The 19,670-nt window shown below is 42.0% G+C and carries 16 protein-coding genes; 5 read left to right on the top strand and 11 right to left on the bottom strand.

The genetic code is table 11. The features are described 5' to 3' along the window. The first annotated feature begins 118 nt into the window (after window positions 1-118). Window positions 119-559, top strand: a complete 441-nt coding sequence (locus tag ACFN7Z_RS04300; RefSeq protein WP_004695589.1) for a universal stress protein — start codon at window positions 119-121, stop codon at window positions 557-559. Between the two features lie 43 nt (window positions 560-602). On the opposite strand, the gene ACFN7Z_RS04295 is transcribed toward ACFN7Z_RS04300, so the two are convergent. Then, window positions 603-926: an MGMT family protein gene (locus ACFN7Z_RS04295; RefSeq protein WP_010327277.1), complete on the bottom strand. Its 324-nt coding sequence runs from the start codon at window positions 924-926 to the stop codon at window positions 603-605. A 114-nt stretch (window positions 927-1,040) separates the two neighbouring features. Then, on the bottom strand, window positions 1,041-2,540 hold the full coding sequence (locus tag ACFN7Z_RS04290) for a sodium:proton antiporter (protein WP_010327278.1): 1,500 nt from the start codon (window positions 2,538-2,540) through the stop codon (window positions 1,041-1,043). Window positions 2,541-2,763: 223 nt separating this feature from the next. Here ACFN7Z_RS04290 and ACFN7Z_RS04285 point away from each other — a divergent pair, with 223 nt between their 5' ends. Beyond that, a complete protein-coding gene (locus ACFN7Z_RS04285; RefSeq protein ID WP_010327279.1) occupies window positions 2,764-3,321 on the top strand; it encodes a hypothetical protein in 558 nt (185 codons plus the stop codon). Between the two features lie 52 nt (window positions 3,322-3,373). On the opposite strand, the gene ACFN7Z_RS04280 is transcribed toward ACFN7Z_RS04285, so the two are convergent. Both ACFN7Z_RS04280 and ACFN7Z_RS04275 read right to left on the bottom strand, forming a co-directional pair. Beyond that, window positions 3,374-4,279 carry a neutral zinc metallopeptidase gene (locus ACFN7Z_RS04280; RefSeq protein WP_004695581.1) on the bottom strand — a complete coding sequence of 302 codons (906 nt, stop codon included), beginning with the start codon at window positions 4,277-4,279 and terminating at the stop codon, window positions 3,374-3,376. Between the two features lie 41 nt (window positions 4,280-4,320). Next, window positions 4,321-5,247 carry a DUF808 domain-containing protein gene (locus ACFN7Z_RS04275; protein ID WP_010327281.1) on the bottom strand — a complete coding sequence of 309 codons (927 nt, stop codon included), beginning with the start codon at window positions 5,245-5,247 and terminating at the stop codon, window positions 4,321-4,323. Between the two features lie 197 nt (window positions 5,248-5,444). Here ACFN7Z_RS04275 and trpS point away from each other — a divergent pair, with 197 nt between their 5' ends. The 3 genes from trpS to ACFN7Z_RS04260 all read left to right on the top strand — a co-directional run bounded on the left by trpS (window position 5,445) and on the right by ACFN7Z_RS04260 (window position 9,321). Beyond that, complete coding sequence (gene trpS / locus ACFN7Z_RS04270) at window positions 5,445-6,458, top strand: tryptophan--tRNA ligase (protein WP_004695576.1); 1,014 nt, start codon at window positions 5,445-5,447, stop codon at window positions 6,456-6,458. Window positions 6,459-6,918: 460 nt separating this feature from the next. Next, complete coding sequence (locus ACFN7Z_RS04265) at window positions 6,919-7,563, top strand: YqiJ family protein (RefSeq protein ID WP_010327282.1); 645 nt, start codon at window positions 6,919-6,921, stop codon at window positions 7,561-7,563. Between the two features lie 45 nt (window positions 7,564-7,608). Continuing rightward, entirely contained in the window at window positions 7,609-9,321 is a 1,713-nt protein-coding gene (locus ACFN7Z_RS04260) for a flotillin family protein (protein WP_005400417.1), read from the top strand. Between the two features lie 297 nt (window positions 9,322-9,618). On the opposite strand, the gene ACFN7Z_RS04255 is transcribed toward ACFN7Z_RS04260, so the two are convergent. The 7 genes from ACFN7Z_RS04255 to ACFN7Z_RS04225 form a co-directional block, all read right to left on the bottom strand. Next, window positions 9,619-9,993 carry a hypothetical protein gene (locus tag ACFN7Z_RS04255; protein WP_010327283.1) on the bottom strand — a complete coding sequence of 125 codons (375 nt, stop codon included), beginning with the start codon at window positions 9,991-9,993 and terminating at the stop codon, window positions 9,619-9,621. Window positions 9,994-10,356: 363 nt separating this feature from the next. Beyond that, on the bottom strand, window positions 10,357-11,247 hold the full coding sequence (gene sucD, locus ACFN7Z_RS04250) for a succinate--CoA ligase subunit alpha (protein ID WP_010327286.1): 891 nt from the start codon (window positions 11,245-11,247) through the stop codon (window positions 10,357-10,359). An 11-nt stretch (window positions 11,248-11,258) separates the two neighbouring features. Next, a complete protein-coding gene (gene sucC / locus ACFN7Z_RS04245; protein ID WP_010327288.1) occupies window positions 11,259-12,425 on the bottom strand; it encodes an ADP-forming succinate--CoA ligase subunit beta in 1,167 nt (388 codons plus the stop codon). A 172-nt stretch (window positions 12,426-12,597) separates the two neighbouring features. After that, entirely contained in the window at window positions 12,598-14,031 is a 1,434-nt protein-coding gene (gene lpdA, locus ACFN7Z_RS04240; RefSeq protein ID WP_010327289.1) for a dihydrolipoyl dehydrogenase, read from the bottom strand. A 59-nt stretch (window positions 14,032-14,090) separates the two neighbouring features. After that, window positions 14,091-15,305, bottom strand: coding sequence for a 2-oxoglutarate dehydrogenase complex dihydrolipoyllysine-residue succinyltransferase (gene odhB, locus ACFN7Z_RS04235; protein WP_004695562.1), 1,215 nt, complete (start codon window positions 15,303-15,305; stop codon window positions 14,091-14,093). A gap of 16 nt (window positions 15,306-15,321) precedes the next feature. Beyond that, window positions 15,322-18,144, bottom strand: a complete 2,823-nt coding sequence (locus ACFN7Z_RS04230) for a 2-oxoglutarate dehydrogenase E1 component (RefSeq protein WP_010327290.1) — start codon at window positions 18,142-18,144, stop codon at window positions 15,322-15,324. 802 nt (window positions 18,145-18,946) lie between these two features. Then, window positions 18,947-19,657, bottom strand: coding sequence for a succinate dehydrogenase iron-sulfur subunit (locus ACFN7Z_RS04225; protein WP_004982744.1), 711 nt, complete (start codon window positions 19,655-19,657; stop codon window positions 18,947-18,949). Window positions 19,658-19,670 lie beyond the last annotated feature (13 nt).

Raw genomic sequence — 19,670 nt, 5'->3', positions numbered from 1 at the left:
ACTAGGTTTTATTCTTTAAAAAATACAGCTAATATCAAGGCATAAGCTGTATTTAACCCGTGATACATTAAAACAGAAATCTGCACGTATAATCAGTTGATAATAAGGAGAAACAACCATGGCATACCAAAACATTTTAGTCCCTGTAGACGGTTCAGAAACATCATATGCAGCAGTTGCGCAAGCGGCTGAACTTGCTAAAGCATTTGGCGGAAAAATTACAGTCGTTCAAGTACTTGCACTTGACCCTTACATTGCTGCCGAATACATTTCTGCAACTCAAACCAATGACTTAATTGAACGTGCGCGTACTTCAGTTTTGAAAACACTTGAGGAAGCAGCGGCTAAATTTAGCGATCTGGGCATTCCAGTTGAAGCAAAACTACTTGAAGGTCAGGTGGTGCACCGTGAAATTATCAAAGAAGCTGAAACATCTAAAGCAGACCTGATTGTGATCGGCTCTCATGGTCGTACAGGTTTAAAACGTTTATTCCTAGGCAGTGTTGCACAAAGTGTTTTAGGTGAAGCGCACATTCCTGTTTTAGTTGTTCGTCAGTAATACATCGAGTGCTCTACTTCCACGGAGGTAGAGCCTTGCTATTTTAAATATTCCACTGAAACTCTTTCATTTTCACTTTGTCCCCAATCACTAAAATACCTTCCGCCAGAAGTAACTGTGCTTGAATGTTTTGTCCCTGATCATTCAGTTTACTTAGGCTAATTTTTCCTTGGGAGTTGATTACACGATACCAAGGTAAACTACTGTCTGCATCCATATGTTTTAGCACATAGCCTACTAAACGTGCATGTTTGGGAATACCTGCTAAGCGTGCAATTTGTCCATAACTAGCTACCCGCCCATAAGGAATCTGGGCGATCACCTGAAAAATCATCGGTGCCAGTTCTTTGACTATCGATTCCGCCATTTCAAAGGTATCCTGTTCTAATTATTCCATAATGACATCGTTATATGATTCAAATAAACCAGCTCATTCATTCTAAAAAGCCCCAATACAGGGGCTTTTTAGTTGAGTAAATCACTAAAAGTTATCAGGACTTTCCAGACGTTTCACTTCCTGAACTCGCTCAGGGTTATGCACCGCAGCAATGCCATCATCTGCTTTAACATCAATCAATGCTTCAGGTTGATAGACGATAATGGTTTCATAGCCCTGTGCATCTTCACCAATAATATACTTGAAGCCTTTACGGTTCATTTTATTACACAGACGTTGATACCAACCTTTAAAACCTGTCTTTTCTTCATTCGGGTTGTAGTAGAACGCATTCATTACAGCAGGCAATCCTAGACCGCAGACCATACCTGAAAGCAACACGGTGATAAAAGTATAACCAATCAAGATACTGCTGTATTCACTTAGCTCAGGTACGTTAGCTACGGCTAAGATCAGTGCTAAGGAGATCCCTCCACGCACTCCGCCCCATGACAAAATCGCCAAACTTCCGTTATAACTTTTCTTACGGAAAGAGGGAAAAAAGGCAAAAGATAAATAGTTCGCTGCAAAACGTGAAGCATGCAGAATAATAAAAGCGACGATGCCGCCAAAAATTAGACTAAAGCTGAGATCTAAAATAAACAGTTCCAAACCAATTAAGGTGAATAAGAACGAGTTAATAATTCCTTCAACCGTATGCCAAAAATGGTTCACTTCCCGTATTTCGCGTTCTTGTAAAATTTCTTTCCATTTATTCCCCACAATCAAACCACCGATGACACAAGCAATCGGTGCTGAAGCATGTGCAAACAGTGCAACCAAGTACGAACCGCAGGCCAAGAGTGCTGTGGTCAAAATGAGAGACTCCATTTCGTGCTTACCACGCAGCAGTCGCAAGATCCCTAAACCAAAGGCCCAACCAATAATGACGGCGACAAAAATTTCATAGAGTAAGGTTTGCAACACGCCCATGACGGTAAAGTTTTCACCTTGTAATACGTTTAAGAGCGTCATGAACAAGGCAATACACATAGCATCATTAAACAGTGATTCACCCTCAAGCTTGACCATTAAATGATGGGGCGCACGTACCGAACTAAGTACGCCTTTGATCCCAATCGGGTCCGTTGCACCCAATGCAGCCCCCAACAGCAAAAGCACCAATAAATCGACATGTTGTCCAATAATGAACTGATAACCGTAGAGCACCACCCCAAAGAACACGGCGCACAGTACCAACGCAATACTGGCTAAAATGCTGATCGGCTTCCAATAACTACGTAAATCTGAGACTTTGAACTTCAGTGCCGACGAGGTCAAAATGAAGCAAATCACGCCATTGATTAAAAAGTCATAAAAATCAATGTGACGAACCGCTTCTTCAATGTTATGAATATTGATGGTAATAAACTGATTACCACTCAGCAGGCTCGCGCCCCACTGTAAAATAAAGACAAAAATGGCAGAAACGATGGGTACGCCAATGGCTTGAGGAAAACCTAAAATACGTTTATTAAAAATAGTCGTTGCAATAGATAATGCAAAAATAACGGTAAAAACTTGTAGAAAAAAATAATTTCCCATTGAACTTCCAAATTGGGCGGTTGGGGAGACGGTGGCTTTCAGTGCTTATCTATGGAATAAAAGTTCATTTCATACACATTGATGCTCGAAATATTTTAATCATTTTTCACATCAACGCCCGAAAAAAATAATTTTTTTAACATTTCTCCTGATGATGAATTAACATAGCGCATATGCATGTTTTTTATGCGTGAACGTTCCCTTTGGCCAAGTTTGATCTCCTATGCAATTCACTTTTAAAACCATCTTTCGGATGTTCTTCGCACTGATTATTTTCCTAACCACCTTTGCGTTGTTTCTGACCTGCTTTGCAAAAACCAAAGAAATTTTACAAGCCGAGCAAACTTTTGCCTCAGCACAAAGTTTTAAAATGAACTCTCGTCCCGATCAAACTCTGGTTCTACTTTCAAACAATAAAGCACCCGATGATCATATTTATTTGCATGTGGCCAATCATGGTTATATCGCCAAACTCAGCTGTAATCATTATTTAACCGACATTTGTGTAGATGACTACAACGAACAACATACCCGCCAAATTCAGTCAATTGAACTACTCAAAGCAGGGCAATTTAATTACATTCAGCAAGTCAGTTATCTCGATACACGTACACAAGATGTTAAAACATTGCGTTATACGCCTGAGCAAATTCAGCAGTTTTACCGTGCGGATATGAGCAACTTAAAGTATGTGGTGTTTGGGGTGTTGTTATTTGCCTGTATTGCGTTATATGTGAGCGTCCGTATTGCTCGAAACTTTAAGCAGTTCTTAAACCGATAGAAATGAATTGGTTAAAATAAAAAGAGGTGATTAATCACCTCTTTTTTATGACTTAAATGGCTTGATTAAAAGTATCACAACTTTCAACTTGCCCCGACTTAAAGCCCGTGCCAAACCAAGTCATACGCTGCTGACTGGTTCCATGGGTAAAGCTATCAGGCACCACTTGCCCTGTTGCCCGCTTTTGTAGGTAATCATCACCAATCTTATGTGCAGCATCCATCGCTTCTTCAACATCGCCTTGCTCTAAGAACTGAGTTCGTTGATTGTTATGATGCGCCCATACTCCTGCTAAACAGTCAGCCTGTAACTCTTGGCGTACCGATAAAGCATTGCCTTGCGCTTTTGAGCCCTGTGCACGAGCTTTTTGCACTTGTTCAGAAATCCCTAAAATGGTCTGAATATGATGTCCAACCTCATGTGCCACAACATAAGCCTGAGCAAAGTCACCCGCTTGATCTTGGCGCGCCAACTCCGTTTGGTTTTGCTCACCGCCAATACCCATTTGAGTCCGCATGTCTTTAAAGAAAGCGGTGTCGATATACACCTTCTGATCTGCTGGACAGTAAAACGGCCCCATTGCAGACTGAGCAGTACCACAACCCGAATTGATCACTCCTGAAAACATCACCAACTTGGGCGGAACATATTGTTGTCCCAATTGCTGTTGGAAAATTTGACTCCATGTGTCTTCAGTATCGGCCAGTACAGTACCGACAAAGTCCATCGCTTCCTGCTGATCAGGCGTTGGGTTATCCAAACCTTGAGTTTCTGCCGCTCCAGTTTGTGCGGTCACTTGTTTAGTGGCTTGGTAGGCTTGCTGCGGATCGACTCCTAGAAATTTCCATGCCACAAAGGCTACGATCAGCCCTAAAATACTGATGCCACCCGCCTTGACACCGCCACCACCGCGGCGATCCTCGACATTGCTACTGACACGACGTCCCTTCCAACGCATAGCACTCTTCCTTCTTCTAATACATGCTGACCCGATCCAGTTTATGCCTTTTTTGAGCTCGGCCAAACTTTTTTAATCAAGCTCACAATAGCCAATACAATCAAACCAGCCACAAAACCAATCACTAAGTTAATCAGTGTTGGGGTTAATGCCCCCACAATGCTTCCCACAGTTGGAATATGTTCAGCATAATCCACTGAACCTTCAGTGAAATGATGCAATAAAGGCACGCCGTGGGAAATAATGCCACCACCCACTAAAAACATCGCGATAGTGCCCACGATGGTTAAGGTCTTCATTAGTTTTGGTGCAAAAGCCAATAAACCACGGCCAATAGTTTGCTTAAATGAAGAGGCTTGCTGAGCTAGATACAGCCCTAAATCATCAATTTTAACAATCATCGCCACAAAACCATACACACCGACGGTCATTAAAATGGCAATTACAGACAACACCATGACTTTGGTTGAAAAAGTTGCAGCAGCCACAGTCCCCAGTGAAATCACCACAATTTCTGCCGACAAAATAAAGTCGGTACGAATCGCCCCTTTAACTTTATCTTTTTCAAAAGTCGCCATATCGGTTTCAATCGCAGTTAATTCTTGGCTGGCTTCTTCTTCGGTTTTGGCTTTTTTGTGATGCAAACTATGTAGGACTTTTTCTACCCCTTCATAGCATAGAAATAAACCACCAATCATTAACAGTGGCGTGATCAGCCACGGTGCAACCACACTAATCAACAGCGCCGCAGGGACTAAAATTAATTTATTAACAAAAGAGCCTTTTGCCACAGCCCAAACCACAGGCAGCTCACGGTCAGTACGAACCCCGCTGACCTGTTGAGCATTGAGTGCTAAATCATCGCCCAAAACACCCGCCGTTTTTTTTGCCGCCATTTTACTCATGACCGCAACGTCATCTAATATCGTGGCAATATCATCTAGTAATATTAATAAGCTACTCGCCATTTATTTTTATCCATCTTGAGAATTCTGACATTTTAATCTGTGATCTAAGCTTTTGAATATTTGTTTTTTGAAATTTAACTGATTTTATAATTTTTTCACTGCAGTTTTTTTAAGACTGACATTGAAAAAGATTATGCCGTACAATGTCTGCATTCTTTGAAAATAGCATGTCGCTACGACGACTTTGGAAATAGATAATGAGTAATCAAGACAACCGTCCTGTTATTTTGACAGGCGACCGTCCAACGGGACAACTTCATTTAGGGCACTTTGTCGGATCTTTACGTTCACGTGTGGGGTTGCAGGATTCACACCATCAGCATTTATTATTGGCCGATGCGCAAGCCTTTACTGACAATGCCGATAACTTTGAAAAAGTTCGCCGCAATATTCTTGAAGTTGCCACAGATTACTTAGCAGTCGGGATCGACCCAACCAAAACCACCATTTGCGTGCAGTCGAGCTTACCCGCGCTAAATGAACTCACCATGTTGTATCTCAACTTTGTGACCGTGTCTCGTTTAGAACGTAACCCAACCATCAAGTCTGAAATTCAGATGCGTGGTTTCGAACGTGATATTCCAGCGGGTTTCTTATGCTACCCAGTTGCACAAGCAGCAGATATCACCGCATTTAAAGCAACGGTTGTACCTGTGGGTGAAGACCAGATTCCAATGATCGAACAGACCAATGAAATCGTACGCCGCTTAAACCGTCAGATTGGTCAGGAATTACTGCCTGAATGTAAGGCCCTGCTTTCTAATATGAGTCGTTTACCTGGCTTTGATGGTAAAGCCAAAATGTCGAAATCTTTGGGCAATACCATTGTGTTGGATGCAACCGATAAAGACATTAAAAAAGCTGTTAATGCGATGTACACCGACCCGAACCACCTGCGTGTTGAAGACCCAGGTCAGGTTGAAGGTAATATCGTATTTACGTATTTAGATGCGTTTGATCCAAACAAAGAAGAAGTTGAAGAACTGAAAGCACATTACCGCCGTGGCGGTTTAGGCGATGGTACGGTGAAAAAACGTCTTGAAGGCGTATTGAAAGAGCTGATCACGCCAATTCGTGAACGTCGTATGGAACTTGCGAAAGATCCTGATTACATCATGGATATTTTGAAGACTGGTACAGACAAATGTCGTGATATTACTCAACAGACTCTAGATGAAGTTAAATCGGGTTTAGGGGTGTTTCATTTCTAATCCGTTCTTAAACTAAAGCGCATATTTAAGCCTTTCTCACTGAGAAAGGCTTTTTTGATCACTAAACAAACAAAAATAAGCCACATGCATCTCAAAAACTGACATTTAGTGTCGTTTGTTAACCTAAATTTACAGTAATTAACGTGAATACTCATGAAATAAGAATGCACAGCCCTTATGATAAGTCCATAGCTTAGATTAACCCTGAGATATAACGTTTCTCCTTTTTACCGAAACTGTGTAACAACAGATTCGTAGTTCTACGCAATGAATACCCCAATCATTGCGTATTTTTTTGCCTAAAATTTGTCAAATCACAATTAAATCCGCTTTCTCATTACGTGCCAACAAACTTAGACATTCTGTTTTTTGAATGCTATGCTAAAGCCCAATTTCAATACAATTCTTTTTAAAAATTTACACTTAACTGATAACAGCATAAAAATAGAGAACCTTTAGAATGTGGGAATTATTTACTCACCCATCCAATTTAATTTTTAGTATTTGCCTCAGTCTGATGTTTTTATTGGGACTGCTCGAATTGATTCTATTGGTGTTAGGGGGCGGCTCACAAGGCCTACTTGACCAATTCCTACCTGATGACTTAGGCAGTACTAAAGACGTCGACATTGCACTAGATGCCGATCAAGGTTGGCTCAACGCCCTGCTGGATTGGTTGTTTATTGGCCGTGTTCCTCTCTTGGTTTGGCTGATTATCTTCCTCACTCTATATAGCTTAAGTGGCTTTATTCTACAGTCCATTCTTCAAACTTGGACGGGAAGCTATTGGAGTGCATGGATCATGGCACCACTTTGCCTCATACTTTCGATGCCTATGATTCGTTACAGCGCCATGCTGATTGCTAAAATTTTGCCACAAGATGAAACCACAGCAATTTACAGTGAAGAGCTGATTGGACGAACAGCACTGATTATTTTAGGTGAAGCTAAAGTCAACTCACCTGCTCAAGCACGAGTCCAAGATCAGTTTGGGCAAACGCATTATGTGCTGGTTGAACCTGAAACAGACCTTCATTTTTCTCAAGGTCAAGAAGTCATTTTGACTCAAAAAACCAAGATTGGCTTTAAAGCCATTTCACTTTAATTCTTTCATTTTGTACTTATAACTTTAAATAAAATCGGGACCCTTATGCTCAGCAACAATTTCTATAACATTCTTATTCTTGCAGGGATTATCTTTGCAGCTCTGGTTATTATCGGCATTATTATTGCCCGTCTGTACCGTCGTTCCAGCAAAGAAATCTCTTTCGTACGTACCGGTTTTGGCGGCGAAAAAGTCATTTTAGGTGGCGGTGCAATTGTACTGCCTGTATTACATGAAATTATCCCTGTCAACATGAACACGCTACGTTTAGAGGTTCGCCGTGCTGATGATCAAGCGCTCATTACCCGGGACCGTATGCGCGTCGATGTCATGGCTGAGTTCTATGTCCGTGTGAAGCCACTAGCAGAATCAATTGCAGTGGCCGCGCAGACTTTGGGACAGAAAACCATGTCTCCAAATGAGTTGAAGAACCTTGTAGAAGGTAAATTTGTCGATTCCTTGCGTGCTGTAGCAGCTGAAATGGCGATGGAAGAGTTGCATGAAAAACGCGTGGATTTCGTGCAAAAAGTACAACAAGTCGTGTCCGAAGACTTACATAAAAATGGTCTAGAGCTAGAAACTGTGTCATTAACAGGTTTAGACCAAACAGGTTTCAAATACTTTAACCCTCAAAATGCATTCGATGCCGAAGGTTTAACCAAGCTGACCGAAACAATTGAAGACCGTCGTCGTAAACGTAATCACATTGAGCAAGACGCTGACCTTGCCATTAAGACCAAAAACTTAGAAGCAGAACAAGCGCGCCTACAAATCATTCGTGAAGAAGAATACGCCAAACTACAGCAAGAGCGTGAAATTGCAATTCGCCGTGCAGAACAATTGGCTGAAATTGCCTCTCAAGAAGCAGAGAAAAAACGTGAAGCAGAAGAAGCACGTATTGCAGCTGAGCGTGAAGTAGAGTTAAAGCGTATTGGTGCAGCACGTGATGTGGAAAGCCAAAATATTCAAAAATCACAAATTATTGAACAAGCGCAGGTTGAACAAAAGAAAACCATCGAGCTGGCTGAACAGTCACGTGCCATTGCAATTGCTGAAAAGTCGCGTGAAGAGTCTGAAGCCAAAGCTTCTGCTGACCGTGCCCGTGCTGAAGCCGTTAAAGCCGAAGAAGAAGTGATTACCGTACGTGAAACCCAGCGTGCTGAGCGTCAAAAAGCAGTTGAGTTGGTTGCTGCGAAGCAAGCTGCAGAAAAAGATGCGATTGCGATTACGGTTGCAGCTGAAGCAGGCAAACAAGCCGCTGCCGATGATGCCGAAGCCGTTCGTATTGCAGCGGAAGCTCAAGCCGAACAAGCTCGCTTAAAAGCCAAAGGTGAAGCAGATGCCAAAATACTATTGGCTCAAGCAATGGAAAAACAATACCAAGTCGACGCGGATGGTACACGTGCGGTGAATGAGGCCAACAACGTCTTATCTCCTGAGCAAGTCGAAATGCAAATTCGGCTAGCTTTGTTAAAATACTTACCTGAAATCATTCGTGAAAGTGTTAAACCGATGGAAAATATTGATGACATCAAAATTTTACAGGTCAATGGTTTAGGCAATGTCGGTTCAGTAGCATCTGGGGTTGATGGTGCGGAATCTTCACAAGTTGCTTTGTCTGATCAAGTGGTAAATAGTGCGCTACGCTATCGTACTCAAGCACCACTAATTGATAGCTTGATGAATGAACTAGGGATTCAAGGCGGCGACATCAATGGTTTAACCCAAAGCTTAAAACCGCAAAGCAAAACTCAATAGCACTTATACTTACAAGCAAAAAACGCGACGATCTGTCGCGTTTTTTATCTACTTTAATATTTAACTTTCAATAAAATACACATTTAAGCTGTTAAAACGATAAACCTAAGAATTTGCCCAGCGCAGTAAGCCCATCATCTATTATAAAAATTTAAGTTATTTTAGCTTGATAATAGATTCGCCGACCATCAGAAAAGTCCAAAAAGTAATATGAACATCCTAGACGCTACAATTGAGTGAAAATATTCTAAACAGTAACGGAAAAAACTTTTTAATGAATAAATAGAATTAAGCTATTTAGTGCAAACGCACCCAAAAGAAACGAATCAATTGCCCACGATCATAAGGAAAATTTGAAAGGTACTCATATCCCACTTTATTTCTTTTGTTGACTTTAATTTCAATACCATACCCGAATGAAATACTGAGTACATCCAAGTCTGAACTGTGAAATTCCCCTGTCCCTAATTTATGGCTCAAACCATCCGAGTTGTAGGCCGAGTAGTTAAATATACGAATATATTCATTCTCATAAAAATCGTTATTGATCAATGTATAATCGTTTTCTTCTTCATCATGTTGTGCCGCTAACTGCTGATAATAGTGGAAAATATCATCACTCAAAGACTCAGCCAAGTAGACGTCTTCATTTTCAGCATAAGCGCTATTCATCGCTAGCCCGAACAAGAATAAGCAACGACAAAACAATAAATGAATAGGCTTTAACATCTGCAATACTATGTCTTCAAAAGAATTATTTTAATTATGAATATAGCATAGTCTCCTATATAAACAGTGTACACCAAATATTTATCAACTCTCAGATTGTTAAGTACATAGCAAATCTTGCACTAATTTACCCATTTTGTTTTTTGTCCAATATGGCTAAATATAGTTTTCAGCTAAGATTAAACACTCTAACCCCCATATTATTTTTATACAGAGAAATGTATTAGGGCAAACCAATATGCTCTCCACAAAAAAGCCGTATGTGCAATTAAGACATACGGCTTTTTCCTTTAAAATATAAAAGGCTTAAACTAAACCTTTGTCCTTTAAAAGTTGGAACATCGTTGAACCGAGTTCTGCTGGGCTACGCGTATAGGCCATCCCAGCCTTTTCAAATGCTGCAAACTTTTCTTCCGCAGTACCTTTACCACCAGAAATAATCGCTCCCGCATGCCCCATACGCTTGCCTTTCGGTGCTGTTACACCGGCAATATAACCCACCACAGGTTTAGTCACATGCGATTGAATATATTCCGCGGCTTCTTCTTCAGCCGTACCACCAATCTCACCAATCATGATAATCGCTTCAGTTTGTGGATCGTCTTGGAACAGTTTCAAACAATCAATTTGGTTCATGCCCGGAATTGGATCACCACCAATACCAATACAGGTCGATTGCCCTAAGCCTAGTTTCGTCGTTTGAGCAACTGCCTCATAAGTCAACGTGCCTGAACGCGAGATAATACCAATTTTACCCGGTTGGTGAATATGACCCGGCATAATCCCGATCTTACATTCATCTGGAGTAATAATACCCGGACAGTTTGGACCAATCAGACGTGTACCATTGCCATTGGTTTCAAGATAGCGCTTGGCTTTGAGCATGTCTAAAGTTGGCACGCCTTCTGTGATGACCACAATCAGTCCAACACCTGAGTCCACTGCTTCAATAATTGAATCTAATACAAACGGTGCTGGCACATAAATCACAGTCGCATCTGCGCCTGTGCCTGCAACTGCATCTTTCATGGTGTTAAATACAGGTAAATCTAGGTGGGTTGTGCCACCTTTACCAGGAGTTACCCCGCCAACGACTTTAGTTCCATAATCTAGTGCTTGTGCTGAGTGGAATGTACCGTTTTTACCTGTAAAACCTTGTACCAATACTTTGGTGTCTTTATTAATTAATACGCTCATATTGATACTCCTTACGCTTTTACTGCAGCAACAATTTTTTCTGCGGCATCCGACAAGCCATTTGCAGAAATAAGTTTTAAACCTGATTCGTCAAGTAATTTGGCACCCAATTCAGCATTGTTCCCTTCTAAACGAACAACTACAGGTACGGTCACATTTACTTCTTGAACCGCTGCAATAATTGCTTCAGCAATCATGTCACAACGTACAATTCCACCGAAGATATTAATCAATACCCCTTGTACAGAGGTATCTGCCAGAATAATTTTAAACGCTTCAATTACACGGTCTTTAGTTGCACCACCACCGACATCAAGGAAGTTCGCAGGTTGGCCGCCATAAAGTTTAATAATATCCATGGTTGCCATCGCAAGGCCTGCACCATTAACCATACACCCAATGTTGCCTTCAAGCGCGACGTAGTTGAGGTCAAATTCAGACGCTTTTAACTCACGTTCATTTTCCTGTGACTTATCGCGCAGCGCAGCAATTTCTGGTAAACGGTACAGCGCGTTTGAGTCAATCCCCACTTTGGCATCGACACATAGGATGTCACCATTTTCACGCACAGATAGTGGGTTAATCTCAAATAAAGCAAAGTCATTCTCGATGAATGCTTGATACGCAGCAGACATCACTTTCACAAATTGATTCACTTGACCATCTTTAAGGTTCAACTTAAATGCAACTTCGCGTGCTTGAAATGGCAATAAGCCAACCAAAGGATCGACTTCAACTTTGATAATTTTTTCAGGGGTTTCTTCAGCAACCTTTTCAATTTCAACGCCACCTTCGGTCGAAGCCATAAAGGTCACACGACGGCTTGAGCGGTCAACCACTGCACCTAAATACAGCTCACGCTCCACAGGATAAACATCTTCCGCGACAAGTACGCTGTTGACAGGTTGGCCATGACTATCGGTTTGATAGGTAACGAGGTTGGTCCCGATGATGCTTTTTGCATATTCAGCAGCTTCCATTGCTGACTTTACAACTTTTACGCCACCCGCCTTACCACGACCACCCGCATGCACCTGGGCTTTCATTACAGCAAATTTTCCGCCTATTTGATCAAAGGCTTTTACTGCTTCTTCTGGAGTGGTGGCAAGTACGCCCTCTTGGACAGGCATACCATATTTTTTTAATAGCGCTTTAGCTTGATATTCATGTAAATTCATCGACTAACCTTTTTATTACTGCTTATTTACTTTTTGTTGCACCGAAACTGTTTACTATCACAGTAACCATTTTGGATTTTTAAAACTTCTTGTCTTTATTTTTAGATGATTCTTCATGAGAAGACAACACCTGAAACAAAAAAGAGCGACCGTAGTCGCTCTTTTCGTTGTCTTATTTGCGTTTACGCTGGATTGCGTGAATCGCTCGACCATCCACTGCAAGTGCAGCTTCATGAACCACTTCTGAGAATGTTGGGTGACCGAAAGTCATCAACTGTAGATCTTCAACCGAAGATACAAACTCAAGTGCAATCATACCTTGGTGTACGATGTCAGATGCAGCAGGTCCAATCACGTGCATACCCAGTAAACGATCAGTTTTTGCATCAGCAACAAACTTCACGAAACCAGCACCTTCACCAGCTGCTAAAGCACGACCATTGACAGCAAAACCGAATTGACCTGTTTTAACTTCATGGCCTTTTTCTTTGGCTTGCTCTTCAGTTAAACCGACCCATGCTGCTTCTGGATGTGTGTAGATCACAGAAATGATCGTGTCATAGTTCACTTGAGCTGCATGACCGTGAATACGCTCAACAGCCATTACACCTTCTTCCATCGCTTTATGCGCAAGCATTGGGCCACGGACCAAGTCACCAATTGCATATACACCGTCAACAGACGTCGCACACCAATCGTTCACATCAACTAAACCGCGTTCAGTGAGTTTGATGCCGCAATCATCAGCCAATAGACCTTCAGCATATGCACGACGGCCTACACAAACGATCAACTTATCAAACGCTTGAGTTTTTTCTTCGCCGCCTTGAGTATATTTAACAGTGACTTCAGAACCATTAACTTCTGTGCCAGCAACTTTAGCACCAACACGGATATCAAGACCTTGTTTCGTCAAAAGTTTTTGGTAGTCTTTCGCCAAGGCTTTATCAGCCATTGGTAAGAATGCGTCCATCGCTTCAAATACAACAACTTCAGCACCTAGACGACGCCATACTGAACCAAGCTCTAGACCGATTACGCCCGCACCAATGACACCTAAACGCTTAGGTACTTCTTGGAATTCTAGTGCGCCTGTAGAGTCAACAATAATGTCTTGATCTACTGGAGCTACAGGAATGTTCACAGGCACAGAACCCGTCGCAAGAATCACATATTTAGGCTCTAAAATTTGAGTTTCACCTTCGTGAGATACAAACTCGACTTTTTTGCCTGCAAGTAATTTACCTGTACCTTTTAACCACTCGATACCATTACCTTTAAGTAATTGGTCGATACCGCCAGTTAATTGGTCAACGATTTTGTCTTTACGCGCAAGGAGTTTAGGCAAATCAAAGTTCACTTCACCTGTTGTAATACCGTGATCAGCTAAGTGATGCACTGTATCTTCGTAGCGGTGAGAAGAATCAAGCAATGCTTTAGACGGAATACAACCCACGTTTAAGCACGTCCCACCTAATGATGGTTTGCCTTTGTGAATACGTTTTTCAATACACGCAACTTTAAAACCAAGCTGCGCTGCACGAATCGCTGCTTCATAGCCACCTGGGCCACCGCCAATTACAACAAGATCAAATTGTTGAGACATTTTTATCTCCAAAAATGGGCTTAGAGGATCGCTCTAAGCCCATGTTTTATTCTTTAGAATTAAAGGTCAAGGATCAATTTAGCTGGTTCTTCTAACAATTCTTTGATTGTTACAAGGAAACCAACTGCTTCTTTACCATCGATTAGACGGTGGTCATAAGAAAGCGCTAAATACATCATCGGTAAGATTTCTACTTGACCGTTTACAGCCATTGGACGCTCTTGGATTTTATGCATACCCAAAATCGCAGTTTGTGGTGTATTCAAGATCGGAGTCGACAATAATGAACCGAAAGTACCACCGTTGGTGATTGTGAACGTACCGCCAGTCATGTCTTCGATGCCCAATTTGCCATCACGTGCTTTGTAAGCAAAGTCACGGATACCATTTTCAACTTCAGCATAGTTCATTCGGTCTGTATCACGAAGCACAGGTACAACTAGACCACGCTCAGAAGATACCGCTACACCGATGTCATAATAACCGTGGTAAACAATGTCATCACCATCAATTGAAGCGTTAACTGCTGGGTAGCGTTTAAGCGCTTCAGTTGCAGCTTTAACAAAGAAAGACATAAAGCCAAGACGCGCACCGTGACGCTTCTCAAATGCGTCTTTGTATTGAGCACGCATTTCCATGATTGGCTTCATGTTCACTTCGTTAAACGTCGTCAACATTGCAGTTTCTTGCGTTGCAGCAAGCAGACGCTCAGCAACACGCTTACGAAGACGTGTCATAGGAACACGCTTCTCAACACGCTCACCCACAGCAACACTTAATGGTGCTGCAGCTGGAGCTGCTGGTTTAGTTTGGTGATTTGCCACATCTTCTTTTGTGATACGACCACCACGGCCTGTACCTGCAACATCAGCAGCTGGAATACCAGACTCAGTCAATGCTTTACGCACAGCAGGCGCTTGATCAGCAACTTGAGCACGTTCAACGACTGGTGCAGCACCCGCTTCAGTTTGAACAACCGCTTGTTCTACTTTCGCTTCAGACTGAACTGCTTCAGTTTGCGCAGCGCCAGATACAGCACCTTCTTCAAACTGTGCAATCACTTCATTTGAAAGAACAGTGTCACCTTCACCTTTAATGATCGATGCAATTGTACCGTCAGCAGGAGCAACAACTTCTAAAACAACTTTATCTGTTTCAATATCACAGATCACTTCATCACGTGATACTGCTTCACCTGGTTGTTTGTGCCAAGTTGCGATTGTTCCGTCCGCAACTGACTCAGGGAATACCGGTGCTTTAATTTCGGTTGCCATTACTAAGAATCTCCTGTTATTCAGCTACGATCGCTAAAGCGTCATTTACGAGCTGAGCTTGTTGTTTTGCATGCAAATATGGTGAACCACAAGCCGGTGCAGCAGAAGCTTCACGACCTGCATAACTGATACGTACTGGTTTAGCCGACTTCATTACATCATCATATAAACGAGGGGCAATAAATAACCAAGCACCTTGGTTCTTCGGCTCTTCTTGCGTCCAAACAATGTCTTTCACATTTGGATATTGAGCAAGAACTTCAGCAATACGTTGTTCAGGGTATGGATACAATTGTTCAATACGAACGATTGCAGTGTTATTCAACTCTTGCTCACGACGTTTCTCAAGCAAGTCATAGTAAACCTTACCACCACAAAGCACTAAACGTGTTACGTCTGCTTTGTTGATGTTGTCGATTTCATCAATCACAGTTTGGAATGTACCATTTGCAAGTTCACTTAAAGTAGACGTTGCAAGCTTGTGACGAAGTAAAGACTTCGGTGACATGATGATCATTGGCTTACGAATTGGGCGAATCGCTTGACGACGTAAAGCATGGAAAATCTGTGCAGGCGTAGTCGGTGTCATCACTTGCATGTTGTCTTCAGCACATAGCTGCAAGAAACGCTCTAAACGTGCAGATGAGTGCTCTGGACCTTGACCTTCAAAACCGTGAGGAAGAAGTAAGGTTAAACCACACACACGCTCCCACTTGGTTTCACCTGATGCGATGAACTGATCGATTACCACCTGTGCACAGTTTGCGAAGTCACCAAATTGTGCTTCCCAAATGATCAAACTCTTAGGCAGAGTCGTTGCATAACCATACTCAAAACCTAACACCGCCATTTCAGACAACAATGAGTCATAAATAGCAGTACGTGGTTGATTTTCTTTGATATGGCAAAGTGGAATGTACGTTGAACCATCCACTTGGTTATGCAGTTTTGCATGACGGTGTGAGAAGGTACCACGACCAACGTCTTCACCAGTCAAACGAACCAAATAGCCATCATCTAAAATAGATGCATAAGCCAAAGTTTCTGCAGCACCCCAGTTCAATGGCATTTCGCCAGTTTGCATTTTTAAGCGATCATCAATCACTTTTGCAACTTGACGCTGCATCACGAAGCCTTCAGGAAGCTCGCGCATTTTGCGACCAAGCTCTTTTAAGCGATCCTCAGAACATGTTGTATCCCATACGTCTGTATAGTCATGTCCTAAGTACGGTGCCCAATCTACAAACATTTTTGTATTTGGTTCAAGTACCAATGCATTTGCAACGTGCTTACCTGCTTCTAAATCAGCACGGTAGTCTTCAACCATTTGATCTGCTTTAGCACGGTCTAATACGCTTTCTTGAACCAATTGGTCTGCATACAGCGCACGCGTTGTCGTTTTCTTGTTGATGACTTGATACATCATTGGCTGAGTTGCAGCTGGCTCGTCCGCTTCGTTGTGACCACGACGGCGGTAACAGAACATATCAATGACAACGTCTTTACGGAAAGTATGACGGAAGTCATGTGCCAATTGCGCAACAAACAATACTGATTCAGGATCATCACCGTTCACATGGAAGATCGGTGCTTGGATCATTTTCGCGATGTCCGTACAGTATTCTGTAGAACGCGCATCACGTGGATCAGACGTTGTGAAACCGACTTGGTTATTCACCACAATATGAACCGTACCACCCACTGTATAGCCACGTGTTTGTGACATTTGGAAGGTTTCTTGGTTAACACCTTGACCTGCAAATGCAGCATCACCGTGAACAATTACTGGCAATACGTCATCGCCACCAATGTCTTTACGACGAACTTGACGTGCACGCACTGAACCTTCAACCACAGGGCCGACGATTTCTAAGTGAGACGGGTTAAACGCCAATGCCAAGTGAACTTCGCCACCTGGAGTCATTACGTTTGAAGAGAAACCTTGGTGGTACTTAACGTCACCAGAACCTTTTTTATGTAAGCTCTTACCTTCGAACTCACCAAATAGGTCTGCTGGGTTTTTACCCATGATGTTTACAAGAAGGTTCAAACGACCACGGTGTGGCATACCAATGACCACTTCTTTACAACCTACAGAACCTGCACGCTGAATTAAAGCATCAACCATTGGAATGAAAGATTCACCACCTTCCACGCCGAAACGTTTTGCACCAACGTATTTATTACCTAGGAATTTTTCTAGGCCTTCAGCCGCAGTTAAACGCTCTAATACGTGTTTTTTCTGTTCTGCAGTGAAGTTGAATTGACCACGTGCACCTTCAAGGCGTTGTTGAATCCAACGTTTTTCTTTGGTATCAACAATGTGCATGTATTCTGCACCAATTGAAGCACAGTACGTTGCTTCCATGGCTTGAACCATTTCACCTAGAGTTGCTTCGTCTTTACCAATCAAAAGATTACCTGTATTGAATACAGTGTCTAAATCAGATTGGGTTAAGCCATGTGCAGCAAGGTCAAGATCTGGCACGATTTCACGTTTTGCCAAACCTAAAGGATCAAGCTTCGCTTTTTGGTGACCGCGGTTACGGTACGCTGCGATCAGTTGTAGTACGCCAATTTGACGACGCTCATGTTCTGTACTAACAGAACTCTGTACCACTGCTTGAACACGACTTGAATTACGACCTAGTAATAAGAATTGCTCACGTACATTGCTGTGTGGTTGATCACCTTTCGGGTATTTATCGAAGTATGCACGCCAGTCAGCTTCTACTGAGTCTGGTGCAGCCAAGTACTGCTCATAAAGTTCTTCAATATACGCTGCACTATCAGCGGAAAGTTCAGTGTCAAGACGCAATGCGTCAGCAACTTCTTGCATTTGTGGACCCATTTCCTATTGCAAAAACATTTCAGGATGCTTTTTAAGCGAACCCATGATTAGTAATGTCAAATTGGTAACATGACATTAGTCCCCATAAGGCGGATGCCATGAGGCGTTATCACTACATTAGAATTACCCAATGTGACAATGAATCATAACGCCCTCAGCGGCATCATCACTCATTCATACCCGGCCAAAACCGAGCAATTTTTTGCAAATCGACTTAGAAAAAATAAGGCGATGCATTATTTTTTCTAAAGCGACTAACCCTTCATTTATACTCGCTCTAATGCTGCTTAAATGTTGAATTAATGTACATATTTAGCGCGCATTTTTTAAATATAAACGTGCAAAAATTTTAACATACTCCCCATATTTCAATTGATTTTTTTGACACATACCTTTCATAAATTGGCGAAATACACATATCAAAATTTCATCTAATATATGGTGCTTTAAATAAAACCGAGTTTCAACGTAGACCAAAGTCTACTCCAAAAAACACATACGAAAAGAGAGCATCATCTTTCAATATGCCCTCCCCATCAACAACATCCATATTAACATCTTCATAACTTTTTTTGCAGACTCATACTTGCACTTATTTATGACATTTGTTTTAAATCGCCGCGCTTTTCACCAATCTGGTGCAATTTCCAAAAAAGCCACCTATCACAAACAAAAATAGTGCCAACCTCACACTCTCACTCAACTTTATTTCTACAGCAAAAATCTAGCTATAAAATAAAAAAGCACACCCTAAAGGTGTGCTTTTTCTAACTGAAGATCAGCCTACAGATTAACCCGCAGCATCTAAAAGCATGTTACGGATGTGACCGATTGCTTTAGTTGGATTCAAACCTTTAGGACACACTGATACACAGTTCATAATACCTTTACAACGGAATAGCGAGAATGGGTCGTCTAGACGAGCCAAACGCTCTTGAGTTGCTGTATCACGAGAGTCGATGATAAAACGGTATGCATTTAACAACGCTGAAGGACCCAAGAACTTGTCTGGGTTCCACCAGAATGATGGGCATGAAGTTGAACAACATGCACAAAGAATACATTCATATAAACCATCTAAGTGTTCACGCTCTTCAGGAGACTGTAAACGCTCTTTTGGTGGCGCAGGTTGGTTGTTGATCAAGAATGGATGAATTTTGTTGTACTGATCGTAGAACTGGTTCATATCCACAACTAAATCTTTAACCACAGGCAAACCAGGTAAAGGACGAACTGTAATCACTTCTGGTAAGTCGTTTAGGTTCCAAAGACATGCTAAACCATTTTTACCATTGATGTTCACACCATCCGAACCACAAATACCTTCACGGCATGAACGACGGAATGTTAATGATTCATCCTGTACTTTCAATGCAAGAAGTGCATCAAGCAACATACGGTGCTTATCAGTCAATTCTAACTTGAAAGTTTGCATGTACGGCGCTGCATCCTTATCAGGATCGTAGCGGTAGATATTAAATGTACGAGTACCTCTACTCATCTTACTTCTCCCA

The organism is Acinetobacter sp. P1332, assembly GCF_044057475.1.
Classification (GTDB): Bacteria; Pseudomonadota; Gammaproteobacteria; order Pseudomonadales; family Moraxellaceae; genus Acinetobacter; species Acinetobacter johnsonii.
Note: the sequence above shows the minus strand (reverse complement) of the source record. Positions and strands in the feature narration are given on the sequence as shown.